Source organism: Aquaticitalea lipolytica, assembly GCF_014641635.1.
In the GTDB taxonomy this organism is placed as follows: Bacteria; Bacteroidota; Bacteroidia; order Flavobacteriales; family Flavobacteriaceae; genus Aquaticitalea; species Aquaticitalea lipolytica.
Window position 1 is genome coordinate 16,368 of record NZ_BMIC01000004.1, and the last position, 13,353, is coordinate 29,720.

Genomic DNA, 13,353 nt, shown 5'->3' on the forward strand with positions numbered 1-13,353 from the left:
TAAAACCAAAACAATGCAATACAAAGCTAATACACCTGAAGATTATATAAATCAAGTTCCTGAAGAACGTAAAGAAGCACTCAAAAATTTACGTAACATTATAAAAAAAAGCCTCCCAAAAGGTTTTGAAGAAGGCATACAATATGGCATGATTGGTTATTATGTGCCTCATAGTATTTATCCCGATGGCTATCATTGCACACCATCTGAACCATTACCATTTATGAGTTTTGCTTCTCAAAAAAATTCAGTCAACTTATATCATAGTGGTATATATGCAGTCCCAAAAATTAACGAATGGTTTGTAAATGAATATCCTAAACACTGCAAGCGCAAACTCGATATGGGAAAAAGCTGCATTCGTTTTAAAAATGTTGATGAAATCCCTTTAGATTTAATCGCTGAACTATGTACTAAAATGACAGTTGACGAATGGATTACTGTCTATGAAAAAGCATTAAAAAAATAATTGAAATGAAAAAAAGAGTTACAGGAATTGGTGGATTATTCTTTAAAAGTAAAGATCCAAAAGCATCTAAAGATTGGTACAAAAAACATTTAGGTTTTAACACCGACGATTATGGCTGCACTTTTTGGTGGAAAGACAAAGAAGGCAATGATTGTTCAACACAATGGAGTCCGTTTGCTGAAGACACTAAATATTACGAGCCTTCAAAAAAAGACTTCATGTTTAACTATCGTGTAGAAAATTTGGTTGAATTATTAGCAACCTTAAAAGAAGAAGGTGTTACCATAGTTGGAAAAATGGAAGAATATGATTACGGAAAATTTGGTTGGATTTTAGATAATGATGGTAATAAAATAGAACTTTGGGAACCTGTAGATAAGGCGTTTTTGTAACAAAACACAAATAGATGTTACTTATAAGTTGAATACTTATTTTTAATAAACAATTATAAAAAGATAAGTTCAAAATTAGAAAAATAAATTATTGTATTTTCTTTTTTTATTACCTTTAAACAACTAACCTTAAACACATTAAAATGTCTGACGAAAAAAAATTAAGCGACGACCTAAATGACATGTTAGGCGATGCAAAAGAAGGAGCAAAAAAAGCTGCGCATAAAGCTGAAGAGTTTGCTGACGAAGCTAAAGAAAAAGCCAAAGAATTTGCTAATGAGGCAAAAGAAACATTTACCGAAATTTCTAAAGACGGAAAAAATGTAGCAATAATAGCACACTTAACTTTAATTGGTTGGGTTATCGCATTAATTATGAATAACGGTAACAAAACAGAATTAGGCTCTTTTTATATTAGACAAGTATTAGGTATAATTATTCTTGCGCTATTATCTTGGATTCCTCTTTTAGGATGGATTATTGGTTTTGTGTGTTTTATAATGTGGATTATGAGTTTAATCAGTGCTATAAATGGTGAGAAAAAACCAGTATTTTTATTAGGCGAACAATTTCAAGATTGGTTTAAATCTTTATAATAAATTAAGACCATAATTAATAGTTATGGTTTTTATTTAAATTTTATCATCGTAATATTGCAATATTACATTTTTATTGTATATTTGCCTTATAATTAAATAATATGGGAGCTTCCAAAGTTGATATTTACTCTGCCGAAATAAACGATATGGCAACAATTGCCAAAGTGTTTGCTCATCCTGCTCGTGTAGCTATTTTGCAATATATAAGTAAACAAGAAGGCTGCATTTGTAATGATATTGTAGATGAAATTGGCTTATCGCAACCTACAATTTCCCAGCATCTTAAAGTTATAAATGAAGCTGGCTTACTAAAAGGAAATTTTGTTGGTAAAAGCATTTGCTATTGCCTTAACATTAATCGTTTTCAAGAATTTCAAGAATTATTTAACTCATTTTTTAATAAAACAAAATCTAACTGCTGCTAGCCGATAATCGGCTTTTGGCAGTTCACTCAACAGTAAAACAAAGAATTAACTCAAGTAATTATGAAAACACAAGAATTATTTAACATACTAGAACAAAATCAAGACAAATCACTTCTTTTTGAATACGCTCCTAAACAATTAGTAGGTGCCAACTATCATATTACAGAAGTAAAACACCTAACAATCGATTCGGTTGATTGTGGCGCTCAAACAGATGCTTGGAAAGAGACAATTATTCAACTTTGGGAAAGCCCTCTAGAAAGTGGTAAAACAGAATACATGACTGTTTACAAAGCTTTAGGAATACTTAAAAAAGTAGGCAAAATGAAACCTTATGTTTTAGATGCTGAAGTTAAATTTGAATATAGTAATGCATCATTTCATACTGCTCAACTATTTGTTAACGATTACGAAATACAAAACAATAATTTAATACTTATGTTAGCTGTTGAAAAAACCGATTGCAAAGCAAAAACAATTTGCGGTGTTGTTGATACGGTTAAAGAAATGGTTAAAAGCGAAGAACCTTGTTGCTCGCCAGAAGGTAATTGTTGCTAAACAAATGAGTATTACAATAAGACCATTAGTAAAAAAAGATTGGGATTCGGTTTCAAAAATTTATTCCGAAGGTTTAGCCACAGGAATAGCAACCTTTGAAACCGAAATTCCTGATTGGGAAGAATGGAATTCAAAGTATATTGAGTCTTGCCGAATTATAGCAGAAAAAAATAATCAGGTTGCAGGCTTTGCAGTTTTATCATTGGTTTCTAAACGTGAAGTTTATAAAGGTGTTGCCGAAGTTACTTTATATATTGGTAAAGATTTTAGAGGTCAGCATATTGGTGAAACACTACTAAATACTCTTGTTAAAGAAAGTGAAAACAATGGGTTTTGGACTTTAAATGCAGCCATTTTTTCTGAAAATATTGCAAGCATTAACTTGCACAAAAAATGTGGTTTTAGAGTTGTTGGTATTAGAGAAAAATTAGGACAACGTCATGGCAAATGGCATGACAATTATTTATTAGAAAAACGAAGTAAAAAAACTGGAATTGATATGAAAAACATATTAGTGCTTTGCACAGGAAACTCATGTAGAAGCCAAATGGCTCATGGTTATTTAAACAAATTAGCAAAAGGAAAAGCTACTATTTATAGCGCAGGTATTGAAACACATGGATTAAATCCTGGAGCTGTTTCAATAATGAAAGAAGATGGTATAGACATCTCTAATCACACCTCAAACCATGTTGATGAATACTCAAACATAAATTTTGATTACATTATAACTGTTTGCGACCATGCTAATGAAAATTGCCCTTTTATACCAAGCAAAAATGCTTTAAGGCTACATCATAACTTTTTTGATCCATCAAAAGTGGTTGGTACAGATAACGAAAAACATGCTGCTTTTTTAAAAGCCAGAAATGAAATTAAATTGTATTGTGAAGAGTTTGTAGAAAAGTATTTAAACGTCTAAACTGTCTCCATTTTCAGAAAACTTGCGTTCCATTTCTGCTTGAAACTCTTCTAGTACAGGTTTTACAGTGCTTTCTGGTAAGTCTGCAATACGTATGTACATTAAACCATCTACTGCATTGTTAAATAGTGGGTCAACGTTAAACGCTACTACTTTTGCATTTTGTTTGATGTACTTTTTGATTAATACAGGTAATCGTAAACTACCTGGTTCTAATTCATCAATAATTTTATCAAACTTCATTAAGTCAGCCTCGGTTTCATCAAACACAAAATCTTTATCAGCATCTTTAAGCTTCACCTTAAATTCTTTCTTTGGATGCACATATTGCGCAACATAAGGATCGTAATAATGAGATTTCATAAACTCAATCATTAACGATTTAGAAAAATTGGTAAACTTGTCACTTATCGTTACACCTCCTATTAGATATTTATGTTCTGGATAACGCAATGTTGTATGTACAATACCTTTCCATAATAAAAACAAAGGCATTGGTTTTTGTTGATATTCGCTAATAATGAAAGCTCTACCCATTTCTATAGATTCGCTCATCATTTTGTATAATTCTGGTTCAAAACGGAACAAATCCTGAAGATAAAAACCATCTATACCATACTCGGCAAATATTTTTGAGCCTAGTCCCATTCGGTATGCACCTGCAAGCATGTTAGTGTCTTTATCCCATAAAAACATGTGGTGATAATAGGTATCAAAAGGGTCCAAATCTATTGCTTCATTAGTGCCTTCACCAACTTCTCTAAACGTTATTTCACGAAGTCTACCAATCTCTCGCATAATGTTAGGGATGGCTTTAGCATTTGTTAAAAACACTTCGTAGTTTTTACTTTCTAACAATCTGGCATCACTATCTCGTAAGGCTTGAACTTCACTTTTCATAGCCTCAACACTAACAGGAGTAACTATGTTTTTAATTGGCTTTGGTACTTTTAAAGTAGAAGAAATATTACTTAATAAATTGTCGTCTTTATCATCAAAAGAGTTTGCCAACATATAGGTTTTCTTTCTTAAAAATTCAGAAAATTCCTGAAGGGTTGTATGCTCTTTTTGGTCGTTAACTGTAATAGGTTTTCCTATTCTTACTTTAATAGTTCTTCGTTTTTGAGTTAACAATTCCGAAGGTAATTTAGCAGTCCTAAACGTATCGCTTATTTTAGAAAGTTTATAAAACAACTTACTGTTTTTTGCATGAAAGTAAATAGGCACAACAGGAACTTCTGCTTTTTGTATTAACTTCATTGCGGCTTCTTCCCAAGGCTTGTCTATTACTAATTTTCCATCTCTGTAAGTTGATACTTCTCCAGCAGGAAACACTCCTAATGGATGCCCTTCTCTTAAATGAAGAATTGCATTTTTAAAACCAGCAACACTAGATTTAGCGTCCTTGTGATCTTCAAAAGGATTAACTGGCATTATGTATGGCTTTAAAGGCTCTATACGATGTAATAAAAAATTAGCAATTATTTTAAAATCTTCACGCTGTTCAACCATTAACTTTAATAGTAAAATACCATCAATTCCTCCTAATGGATGATTAGAAACAGTAATATAAGCACCATCTTTGGGCAATCGTTTAAGATCTTCTTCTGGAATTTCAAATTTAATTTGAAACTCATTTAAAATACCATCTAAAAATTCTACATCATTAAGATGTTTGTTGCGGTTATAAATTTTATTGAGCGTAGATATTTTGAGTACTTTCATAAGTATCCATCCACAAAAAGTTCCGAAAATGCCATACTTATCTGCTTTAATAGCTTTAGCTACTTCTTTGGCTGAAACTAATCCTATATCTTGTTGCTTGGTCATGTGTGTAAAAGTAATAAAATGTTATTTAGTAACCATTTGAACTGTTTCCTTGGTTAACTGCTTTAACAACACAGTTTTATCTTTTTCTAATTGGTCTATGTCTTCTTGATTGTAATGTCTAATAGTATATAAAGATACATTATCGTTACAGGTAACTTTAAATTTAGCTTTTAAGTGCTGTAGTAATTTATCTAAGTTATTATAAATATTATCCACACAAACCGAGAAGCTAATTGCCGAGTTTTGTATTACATCTACTTTCATTTTATAGAGGTGTAGTAGGGCAAAAATTTCACTTATACTTTCTTCAACAATGTAAGAAAAATCTAATGATGATAATGATATTAGTACTTGGTTTTTTTTAACTATAAAGCAAGGTATATTAGGCTCAATACCTATACCTTTTTCAACTTTTGTGCCTTTGTTTTCAGGCTTTAAAAATGATTTTACGTATAATGGTATTTCTTTACCTTGTAATGGTTGTAATGTTTTTGGATGAATTACAGATGCTCCGTAAAAAGCTAACTCAATAGCTTCGCGATATGAAATTTTATTAAGTAGTTGCGCATTTTCAAAATACCTTGGATCGGCATTTAAAACACCTGGAACATCTTTCCAAATAGTTACACTTTCTGCATTTAAACAATACGCAAAAATTGCTGCTGTATAATCGCTTCCTTCTCTACCTAATGTGGTTGTAAAATTGTTACTATCACTACCAATAAATCCTTGAGTGATGTTTAATATACTTTTATCAAATTTTGAAGATATTTGCTGTTGCGTCTCATCCCAGTTAACATTTGCTCGTCTATAATAATTGTCTGTTTTTATGTATTCTCTAGCATCTAACCAATTGTTTTTTATTCCAGTTTCGTTAAGATACTCACTAATAATAGTTGTAGATATTAGCTCGCCATAACCTATTACCTGGTCGTATATAAAATTATAATCTGGTGATTTGTTTCTGTCGAAAAAACTTTTAAGCTCTTCAAATAAACTAGACACTTTTTTAAAAACAGGATGTCTTTCATTAGAAAATAAATCTAACAGAATTTCATTATGATACTTAATGACATCATGTATAGAGCTTTGCAACTCTCCTTTATTATTAAGATAATTATTTATAATTACTTCTATAGCATTAGTTGTTTTTCCCATTGCTGAAACAACTATCAATGTGTTTTTGTAGCCTACTTTTTGTAAAACAATTGATACATTTTTTACTCCATTAGCATCTTTTACTGATGCGCCTCCAAATTTGAATACTTGCATGTTATAATTTAGATAAATAATCTTTAATTCCTTGTTCGTTTAAATGTACCACATCCCAATCTCGTTTTACATCTGCTCCTTTTTTTTCATAGAATGTGATTGCTGGTTCATTCCAATCTAATACTTCCCAACTTATACGCTTTACGCCTAATTGATGCCCAAATTTTATAACCTCATCTAAAAGCGCTGTTCCTAAACCTGTTCCTCTCATTTTTTGACTTACAACCAAGTCTTCAAGGTGTAATACTTTTCCTTTCCAAGTAGAATATCTATTGTAAACTAACGCAATACCTTCAATTTTACCTGAAACTTCAGCTACAAAACACTTAAAAGCTGGGTTTGAATTAAATCCATCGTTTTTTAAATCTTCAACAGATATTTCAACTGCATCTGGCTCTTTCTCAAATACTGCTAACTCAGTAATAAGGTCTAGTACCTGAGGCATATCTTTTTCTAAAGCTTTTCTAATAGTAAAGTTCATGTTTTATAATTGAAATCAAATATAATGCAAACTATCATATTTTAGACTATTAAACTTTTTCGAAAACGATGTAGTTTGCTAAAAAATACGATATTTGCACAAACTAAATATCTGTACTTCATGTCTCGTAGAAATCAAACTTTAGGCGAATTTATTATTGAAAATCAATCTTCATTTAAATACTCGTCTGGAGAGTTATCAAGGCTAATAAATTCTATACGTTTAGCTGCTAAAGTAGTAAACCATGAAGTGAATAAAGCTGGCTTGGTTGATATTATTGGTGCTGCTGGAGAAACAAACATTCAAGGTGAAGATCAGCAAAAACTAGATGTTTATGCCAATACAAAATTTATTCAGACTTTAAAAAACAGGAATATTGTTTGTGGTATTGCGAGTGAAGAAGAAGACGATTTTATTACTATAAACAGTCAGGATGAAAATAATCAAAATAAATATGTTGTTCTTATTGATCCTTTAGACGGTTCATCAAATATAGATGTAAATGTATCTGTAGGAACTATTTTTTCAATTTACAGACGTGTAACTCCTGTTGGATCTCCTGTACAGATTGAAGATTTTTTACAACCAGGCAACCAACAAGTAGCTGCTGGATATGTTGTTTACGGAACATCTACGATGCTAGTATATACAACTGGTGATGGTGTAAATGGTTTTACGTTAAATCCTGCAATTGGAACCTTCTATTTATCTCACCCAAAAATGAGTTTCCCTGAAAACGGAAAAATTTACTCTGTAAATGAAGGTAATTATATTCATTTTCCTCAAGGCATAAAAAACTATATTAAGTACTGCCAAATGGAAGAAGGCGACAGACCTTACACTTCTAGATATATTGGTTCTTTGGTATCAGATTTTCATAGAAATATGATAAAAGGTGGTATTTATCTGTATCCGAAAAGCTCAAAAGACTCTGTTGGGAAATTACGTTTATTGTATGAATGCAATCCTATGGCTTTTCTTGCCGAACAAGCTAATGGTAAAGCTAGTGACGGCTTTAATCGTATATTAGACATCCAACCTACAGAACTACACCAACGTGTTCCGTTTATCTGCGGAAGTAAAAACATGGTTGAGAAAGCAGAAGAATTTATGAGGAATGCTTAGCAAAACAAAAACCCTATTTCAATGCCGAAAATTATCGGGAGAAATAAGGTTTATTTGTAATTGATTAATAGCATTTCAAAAATCGTAAATTAAAACCATACTCTTACAAAAAAACTATAAGTGGTTAAAAAATCTGTATGAATGGTATTTTTTTGATATTCATTGATTTAAGAAACGTTTAAAAAGACAAAAAACCTGTTTCAATGCCAAAATTTTATTGGGAGAAACGAGGCTTATTTGATCTGATTAATAGCACAGTAAAATTACTGATTAACAATCCTTTAAATATTAATATAACACTATGTTAATGTTAAGTAATTGAATACTAACTGTATTTTACTTTTCTTAAAATACGTAACGATTCTTTAAACGTTAAATACATCTCTTCACTATAATCTTTTAAATAAGGTCTTGACTCATTTAGCTTATCAATGGCTTCATGAAATAGATTGAGATAACATATTAAATAGGTTGCTGGAAGGTTTTTTAAATCTTGTTCTTCATTACTTGTTAAGGTTAATCCTTTTTTTAGTTTTTCTAAAATAGCATTATTAGCATTATAAATATGATGCAATACTTTTTTATCAAACTGTGGTGGCTGAAATAATAACTTTGTATCTATATGATAATTAGCATTGTTGCCAAATTGAATAATAGTTTCTTCTAATGGATAATATTTATACGAGTTTTGCAATCCAAGAGAAACATATTCTACAATTTTAAAAGAGTCATCATCATAAGAAATAGACACCTCATCTAAAGTTGAAAAAAACAAACGTACTTGCTCGTTTACAAGCTCAATATCTACTCTACTAAAAAAAGTTTCGTCTTTAACATACTTTTTTTGTCCTGCCCAACACAACACAAAATACTCTTTAAAAACTTTATATTGTGGTTGATAGTCTTTACGCTTGTTCATAAAATCGAAAACACCATCTAAGGTATACTCAATATTGTTTTGAGCATGTGCTTCAATAGACTCAACAATTTTAGAATTAACATCTTTAATTTCAATATCAAACACTTTAGGCATACTCATACTTCCATCTCTAAAAAAGACAGAGCCTCCATAATATTTCCAGATGTTTTTTCGAAGTGATGTAATTTTTCCTATTGGTCGTATAGTTACTAAACCAACTACTTTATCGTCTGGCAAATGCGGAAACGGAATGTTTTCATATTGAACTATTGGAGGATTTGATAGATAAGCATTAATAAGATTTTGTATTTTACTGTCGTCAAAAAAATCGACTCCAACAATATTATTATCTTCATCATCTACACCAATAACAATAAATGAATTGTTTTTTGGGTTGCTGTTAGATAACGCACAAATATGTTTTAAAAACTTCGCCTTTCCTTCCTTTTCACTAATATCTATTTTACGCTTTTTATCATAAAAGCTATTCTCATCGTTGTGAGCAAGTAGGTTTTTTATGAGTAGGCGTTTGTTAATCATAGATACTTCCCACGAGAGTGGAAATCTTTTGGTTTATAAATTCTTTTTTACTGTTGTACTATTAGCCTGTGCAGTTGGAAACACTAATAAATCTGCAATGTTAACATGTGTTGGTCGAGAAATAGCAAAATAGATGATTTCTGCTATATCTTCTGGTTGCAATGCTTTGTATCCTTTATAGACTGAATCTGCAACGACATCACCTTTAAATCGAACTTGAGAAAACTCAGTCTCAACCAATCCTGGATTAATTGCACATACTTTAATCCCAAACGGATTTAAGTCAATACGCATACCTTCAGTTATTGCTAAAACAGCATGTTTACTCGCACAATACACATTGCCTTTTGGATACACTTCTTTACCTGCTGAAGAACCAATGTTTATAATATGTCCAGATTGTCTTTCAGTCATTTGAGGTATTACAGCTTTGCTTACATACAGTAATCCTTTTACATTTATATCCATCATTGCATCCCAATCGTCTGTATTTCCTGTTTGTATTGGGTCTAATCCGTGAGCATTTCCTGCATTATTAATTAATATGTCTATACTTTTAAAATCTTCAGGAAGGGAGTTTATAGCATTAAACGTTTCATCTTTATCTCGCACATCAAAATTAAGCGTGTGCACATCTGTTTGTTTTTCTAAAGCTTTTTGTATGGTATCTAATCGTTCTTGACGTCTACCACACAAAACTAAATTTATACCATATTTAGCAAATTCGTGAGCTGTTGCTCTTCCTATTCCGCTTGTAGCTCCTGTTATTAAGGCTGTTTTTTTCATTTATTATAATCTATTATGGAACTTTGTGCCCTTGGCAAGCCACTAAAATTAAAAACCAATCTTCTAGTTCTAATTTTATCTGTATTGCTTTGGTTGCATTAGTAATTCTTTTGTAATCTGTGGTGCCAACAACTGGATGAATATTAGCAGGATGCATCATAATCCAAGCCAGTAATAATTGGTCTTCAGTAGCATTATACTTACCCATTAACTTACCTAGCTGTTTATGTATTCGTCTTGTTTGCTCGTTATCGTCTTTAAAAACATAACCTAAAGGTGACCAAGCCATAGGAGTAATATTGTTCAGCATCATATAATCTAAAGTTCCATCATGCATCGCATTATGCTCTGTTAATGAAAACTCTATCTGATTTACAGAAACAACTGTGCTTTTCGATATTAAGTCTACTTGAGAGTTTGTAAAATTTGAAACTCCAAATGCTTTTATTTTTCCTTGTTGTTTTAATATAGAAACTGCTTCGGCAATATCATCTGGTTGCATTAACGGACTCGGTCGATGTAATAAAAACAAATCGATATAGTCTGTTTTTAAATTTTTTAATGATTCTTCGGCAGACCAAATAATATAATCTTTAGAATAATTATAATGTTTTACCTTATTATTTCTGTTTTCTGATATGTATTGAATGCCACATTTAGATATTAATTGAATTGTTTCACGTTTTATACCACTTTCTGCAAAAGCATTTCCAAAATCTGTTTCTGTAGTATAACCTCCATAAATATCCGCGTGATCAAATGTAGTTATTTGATTATCAACACAATGATTTGTTAGTTTAATTATTTCTGTTTTAGAAAATTGCTTACCCCAACTTCCCCATGTCATTGCACCTGCAATAATTTTTGAAAAATTCTTTTTCATTTTTTTAATATATTCACACCTTAAAAATAGAAAACTAAAAACTCATAAAGCCCTTTGCATACTTAAATTTTTAACCAATTATTAACAGCAACACACGAAAAATTTTAACAATTTGCGGTACTCAAAATTTAGACACCAATTTGAGACTAATTAAATTTAAATTATGATGGAAGAAACAGGTACAATTGATATTAAGACCATTAACGAGAAAATTGAAAAGGAAAGTGCTTTTATTGATTTGCTTACGTTAGAAATGAACAAAGTAATTGTTGGCCAAAAATATATGGTAGAACGATTACTAATTGGACTATTAGGTCAAGGACACATTTTACTTGAAGGTGTGCCTGGATTAGCAAAAACTTTAGCTATTAATACACTTTCACAAGCTGTAAGCGGAAGCTTTAGCAGAGTACAGTTTACACCAGATTTATTACCAGCAGATGTTGTAGGTACTTTAATTTACAACATGAAGGAGAACGATTTTAAAATTAAAAAAGGTCCTATTTTTGCAAACTTCGTTTTAGCAGATGAGATTAATAGAGCACCTGCAAAAGTGCAATCTGCATTGCTTGAAGCAATGCAAGAAAAGCAAGTAACAATTGGTGATGAAACGTTTAAATTAGACAGACCATTTTTAGTAATGGCAACTCAAAACCCAATTGAGCAAGAGGGAACTTATCCTTTGCCAGAAGCTCAAGTTGACCGTTTTATGCTAAAAACAGTTATTGATTATCCTACAATACAAGATGAGCAATTAATTATTAGAGCTAACTTAAAAGGCGGTTTCGAAAAAGTTAACTCTGTTGTTTCTGTTGAACAAATATTAAGAGCACAACAAGTTGTTAGAGAAGTGTACATGGATGAGAAAATTGAAAAATATATTCTCGATATTATTTTCGCAACACGTTTCCCTGAAAAATATAAACTATCCGATTTAAAACCGCTTATATCGTTTGGAGCATCACCTCGTGGTAGTATTAATTTAGCGTTAGCAGCAAAATGTTACGCTTTTATTAAACGTCGTGGTTATGTAATACCAGAAGATGTTCGTGCTGTTGTACATGATGTATTACGCCACAGAATCGGAATTACTTACGAAGCAGAAGCTGAAAACATCACTTCAGTTGATATCATCAACAAAATTGTAAACGAAATAGAAGTGCCATAATGTGAGTTTGCTGTATTCAGTTAAAGTATGCGGTTGCTTACTTAATTCTGAATACTATATATTAAACTCAACGGTTTGCTGAAAACTGCAACTGAAAACTGTTTACTAAAAAAGATGGATACTAAAGAATTACTTAAAAAAGTACGAAAAATAGAGATTAAGACACGTCGATTGTCTAATCATATTTTTGGAGGCGAATACCACTCAACCTTCAAAGGTCGTGGTATGACTTTTAGCGAAGTTCGTGAGTATCAATATGGTGATGATGTTAGAAATATAGACTGGAATGTTACAGCAAGATATAACGAGCCTTACATTAAAATATTTGAGGAAGAACGTGAGCTAACCATGATGTTGATGGTTGATATTTCTGGATCAGAATGGTTTGGTACAGGTGAGCAGTTTAAAAACGAAATCATCACAGAAATTGCAGCAACCCTTGCATTCTCTGCAACTCAAAATAATGATAAAATTGGATTGATTTTATTTTCTGACACCATCGAGTTGTATATTCCTCCAAAAAAAGGTCGTTCTCATGTATTGCGAATAATTCGTGAATTAATTGAATTTGAGCCAAAAAGCAAACAAACAAATATTGCCGAAGCATTAAAATTTTTATCAAATGTGATGAAAAAGAAAGCCATTGTTTTTGTGCTTTCAGATTTTATTGCTGACGACTATAAACAAACACTTAAAATAGTCGCAGGAAAACATGATGTTACTGGTATAAGAGTTTATGACAAGCGCGAAGAAAATATTCCAAATTTAGGTGTTGTACAAATGCAAGATGAAGAAACAGGTGAGCTAATGTTAGTAAACACATCATCAAAAAAAGTACGTACTAATTATGGCAAGTTTTATAACGAAAAGGTAGACTATTATAAAGATAGCTTTACTAAATCTGGCGCTGGAGTAATTGATTGTCGTGTTGATGAAAGTTATGTAAAAAAACTATTAGGATATTTTAAACAAAGAGGATAAAAG

At 31.3% G+C, this 13,353-nt stretch carries 15 protein-coding genes; 9 read left to right on the top strand and 6 right to left on the bottom strand.

Going from position 1 to position 13,353, the window contains the following annotated elements:
* The first annotated feature begins 13 nt into the window (after nt 1-13).
* From IEW41_RS10365 to IEW41_RS14640, 6 genes are all read left to right on the top strand, one after another.
* Complete coding sequence (locus tag IEW41_RS10365; RefSeq protein WP_188606295.1) at nt 14-469, top strand: DUF1801 domain-containing protein; 456 nt, start codon at nt 14-16, stop codon at nt 467-469.
* A gap of 5 nt (nt 470-474) precedes the next feature.
* Nucleotides 475-861, top strand: coding sequence for a VOC family protein (locus IEW41_RS10370; RefSeq protein WP_188606296.1), 387 nt, complete (start codon nt 475-477; stop codon nt 859-861).
* Between the two features lie 143 nt (nt 862-1,004).
* Nucleotides 1,005-1,457, top strand: a complete 453-nt coding sequence (locus tag IEW41_RS10375; RefSeq protein WP_188606297.1) for a YtxH domain-containing protein — start codon at nt 1,005-1,007, stop codon at nt 1,455-1,457.
* Nucleotides 1,458-1,561: 104 nt separating this feature from the next.
* On the top strand, nt 1,562-1,885 hold the full coding sequence (locus IEW41_RS10380) for an ArsR/SmtB family transcription factor (RefSeq protein WP_188606298.1): 324 nt from the start codon (nt 1,562-1,564) through the stop codon (nt 1,883-1,885).
* A gap of 60 nt (nt 1,886-1,945) precedes the next feature.
* Nucleotides 1,946-2,443, top strand: coding sequence for a DUF6428 family protein (locus IEW41_RS10385; RefSeq protein WP_188606299.1), 498 nt, complete (start codon nt 1,946-1,948; stop codon nt 2,441-2,443).
* A 4-nt stretch (nt 2,444-2,447) separates the two neighbouring features.
* The gene (locus IEW41_RS14640; RefSeq protein WP_188606300.1) at nt 2,448-3,365 is read left to right on the top strand and encodes a GNAT family N-acetyltransferase; all 918 of its coding nucleotides are present in this window, start codon (nt 2,448-2,450) and stop codon (nt 3,363-3,365) included.
* Here IEW41_RS14640 and IEW41_RS10395 read toward each other — a convergent pair.
* Genes IEW41_RS10395 through IEW41_RS10405 form a run of 3 tightly spaced genes read right to left on the bottom strand, consistent with a single transcriptional unit; the run spans nt 3,354 to nt 6,948 of the window.
* Nucleotides 3,354-5,195, bottom strand: coding sequence for a GNAT family N-acyltransferase (locus IEW41_RS10395; RefSeq protein WP_188606301.1), 1,842 nt, complete (start codon nt 5,193-5,195; stop codon nt 3,354-3,356). The two genes, IEW41_RS14640 and IEW41_RS10395, sit on opposite strands and share 12 nt — an antisense overlap.
* Nucleotides 5,196-5,216: 21 nt before the next feature.
* Complete coding sequence (locus IEW41_RS10400; RefSeq protein ID WP_188606302.1) at nt 5,217-6,467, bottom strand: aspartate kinase; 1,251 nt, start codon at nt 6,465-6,467, stop codon at nt 5,217-5,219.
* Between the two features lies 1 nt (nt 6,468).
* Nucleotides 6,469-6,948, bottom strand: a complete 480-nt coding sequence (locus IEW41_RS10405) for a GNAT family N-acetyltransferase (RefSeq protein WP_188606303.1) — start codon at nt 6,946-6,948, stop codon at nt 6,469-6,471.
* 120 nt (nt 6,949-7,068) lie between these two features.
* Here IEW41_RS10405 and fbp point away from each other — a divergent pair, with 120 nt between their 5' ends.
* Nucleotides 7,069-8,073: a class 1 fructose-bisphosphatase gene (gene fbp / locus IEW41_RS10410; protein ID WP_188606304.1), complete on the top strand. Its 1,005-nt coding sequence runs from the start codon at nt 7,069-7,071 to the stop codon at nt 8,071-8,073.
* A gap of 325 nt (nt 8,074-8,398) precedes the next feature.
* Here fbp and IEW41_RS10415 read toward each other — a convergent pair whose 3' ends face one another.
* The 3 genes from IEW41_RS10415 to IEW41_RS10425 are packed head-to-tail and all read right to left on the bottom strand — an operon-like array spanning nt 8,399 to nt 11,201.
* Nucleotides 8,399-9,532, bottom strand: coding sequence for an ATP-binding protein (locus IEW41_RS10415; RefSeq protein ID WP_188606305.1), 1,134 nt, complete (start codon nt 9,530-9,532; stop codon nt 8,399-8,401).
* A 33-nt stretch (nt 9,533-9,565) separates the two neighbouring features.
* Complete coding sequence (locus tag IEW41_RS10420) at nt 9,566-10,318, bottom strand: SDR family NAD(P)-dependent oxidoreductase (protein ID WP_188606306.1); 753 nt, start codon at nt 10,316-10,318, stop codon at nt 9,566-9,568.
* A 13-nt stretch (nt 10,319-10,331) separates the two neighbouring features.
* Nucleotides 10,332-11,201, bottom strand: a complete 870-nt coding sequence (locus IEW41_RS10425; protein WP_188606307.1) for an aldo/keto reductase — start codon at nt 11,199-11,201, stop codon at nt 10,332-10,334.
* A 166-nt stretch (nt 11,202-11,367) separates the two neighbouring features.
* On the opposite strand from IEW41_RS10425, the gene IEW41_RS10430 reads away from it, so the two are divergent.
* Entirely contained in the window at nt 11,368-12,369 is a 1,002-nt protein-coding gene (locus tag IEW41_RS10430) for an AAA family ATPase (RefSeq protein WP_373282961.1), read from the top strand.
* A gap of 114 nt (nt 12,370-12,483) precedes the next feature.
* The gene (locus tag IEW41_RS10435) at nt 12,484-13,350 is read left to right on the top strand and encodes a DUF58 domain-containing protein (RefSeq protein ID WP_188606455.1); all 867 of its coding nucleotides are present in this window, start codon (nt 12,484-12,486) and stop codon (nt 13,348-13,350) included.
* The last annotated feature ends 3 nt before the right edge of the window (nt 13,351-13,353 follow it).

Excerpts from the sequence above, each read along its gene's own strand:
- IEW41_RS10365 (WP_188606295.1), top strand. The coding sequence starts at position 14 with ATGCAATACAAAGCTAATACACCTGAAGATTATATAAATCAAGTTCCT.
- IEW41_RS10370 (WP_188606296.1), top strand. The coding sequence starts at position 475 with ATGAAAAAAAGAGTTACAGGAATTGGTGGATTATTCTTTAAAAGTAAA.
- IEW41_RS10375 (WP_188606297.1), top strand. The coding sequence starts at position 1,005 with ATGTCTGACGAAAAAAAATTAAGCGACGACCTAAATGACATGTTAGGC.
- IEW41_RS10380 (WP_188606298.1), top strand. The coding sequence starts at position 1,562 with ATGGGAGCTTCCAAAGTTGATATTTACTCTGCCGAAATAAACGATATG.
- IEW41_RS10385 (WP_188606299.1), top strand. The coding sequence starts at position 1,946 with ATGAAAACACAAGAATTATTTAACATACTAGAACAAAATCAAGACAAA.
- IEW41_RS14640 (WP_188606300.1), top strand. The coding sequence starts at position 2,448 with ATGAGTATTACAATAAGACCATTAGTAAAAAAAGATTGGGATTCGGTT.
- IEW41_RS10395 (WP_188606301.1), bottom strand. The coding sequence starts at position 5,195 with ATGACCAAGCAACAAGATATAGGATTAGTTTCAGCCAAAGAAGTAGCT.
- IEW41_RS10400 (WP_188606302.1), bottom strand. The coding sequence starts at position 6,467 with ATGCAAGTATTCAAATTTGGAGGCGCATCAGTAAAAGATGCTAATGGA.
- IEW41_RS10405 (WP_188606303.1), bottom strand. The coding sequence starts at position 6,948 with ATGAACTTTACTATTAGAAAAGCTTTAGAAAAAGATATGCCTCAGGTA.
- fbp (WP_188606304.1), top strand. The coding sequence starts at position 7,069 with ATGTCTCGTAGAAATCAAACTTTAGGCGAATTTATTATTGAAAATCAA.
- IEW41_RS10415 (WP_188606305.1), bottom strand. The coding sequence starts at position 9,532 with ATGATTAACAAACGCCTACTCATAAAAAACCTACTTGCTCACAACGAT.
- IEW41_RS10420 (WP_188606306.1), bottom strand. The coding sequence starts at position 10,318 with ATGAAAAAAACAGCCTTAATAACAGGAGCTACAAGCGGAATAGGAAGA.
- IEW41_RS10425 (WP_188606307.1), bottom strand. The coding sequence starts at position 11,201 with ATGAAAAAGAATTTTTCAAAAATTATTGCAGGTGCAATGACATGGGGA.
- IEW41_RS10430 (WP_373282961.1), top strand. The coding sequence starts at position 11,368 with ATGGAAGAAACAGGTACAATTGATATTAAGACCATTAACGAGAAAATT.
- IEW41_RS10435 (WP_188606455.1), top strand. The coding sequence starts at position 12,484 with ATGGATACTAAAGAATTACTTAAAAAAGTACGAAAAATAGAGATTAAG.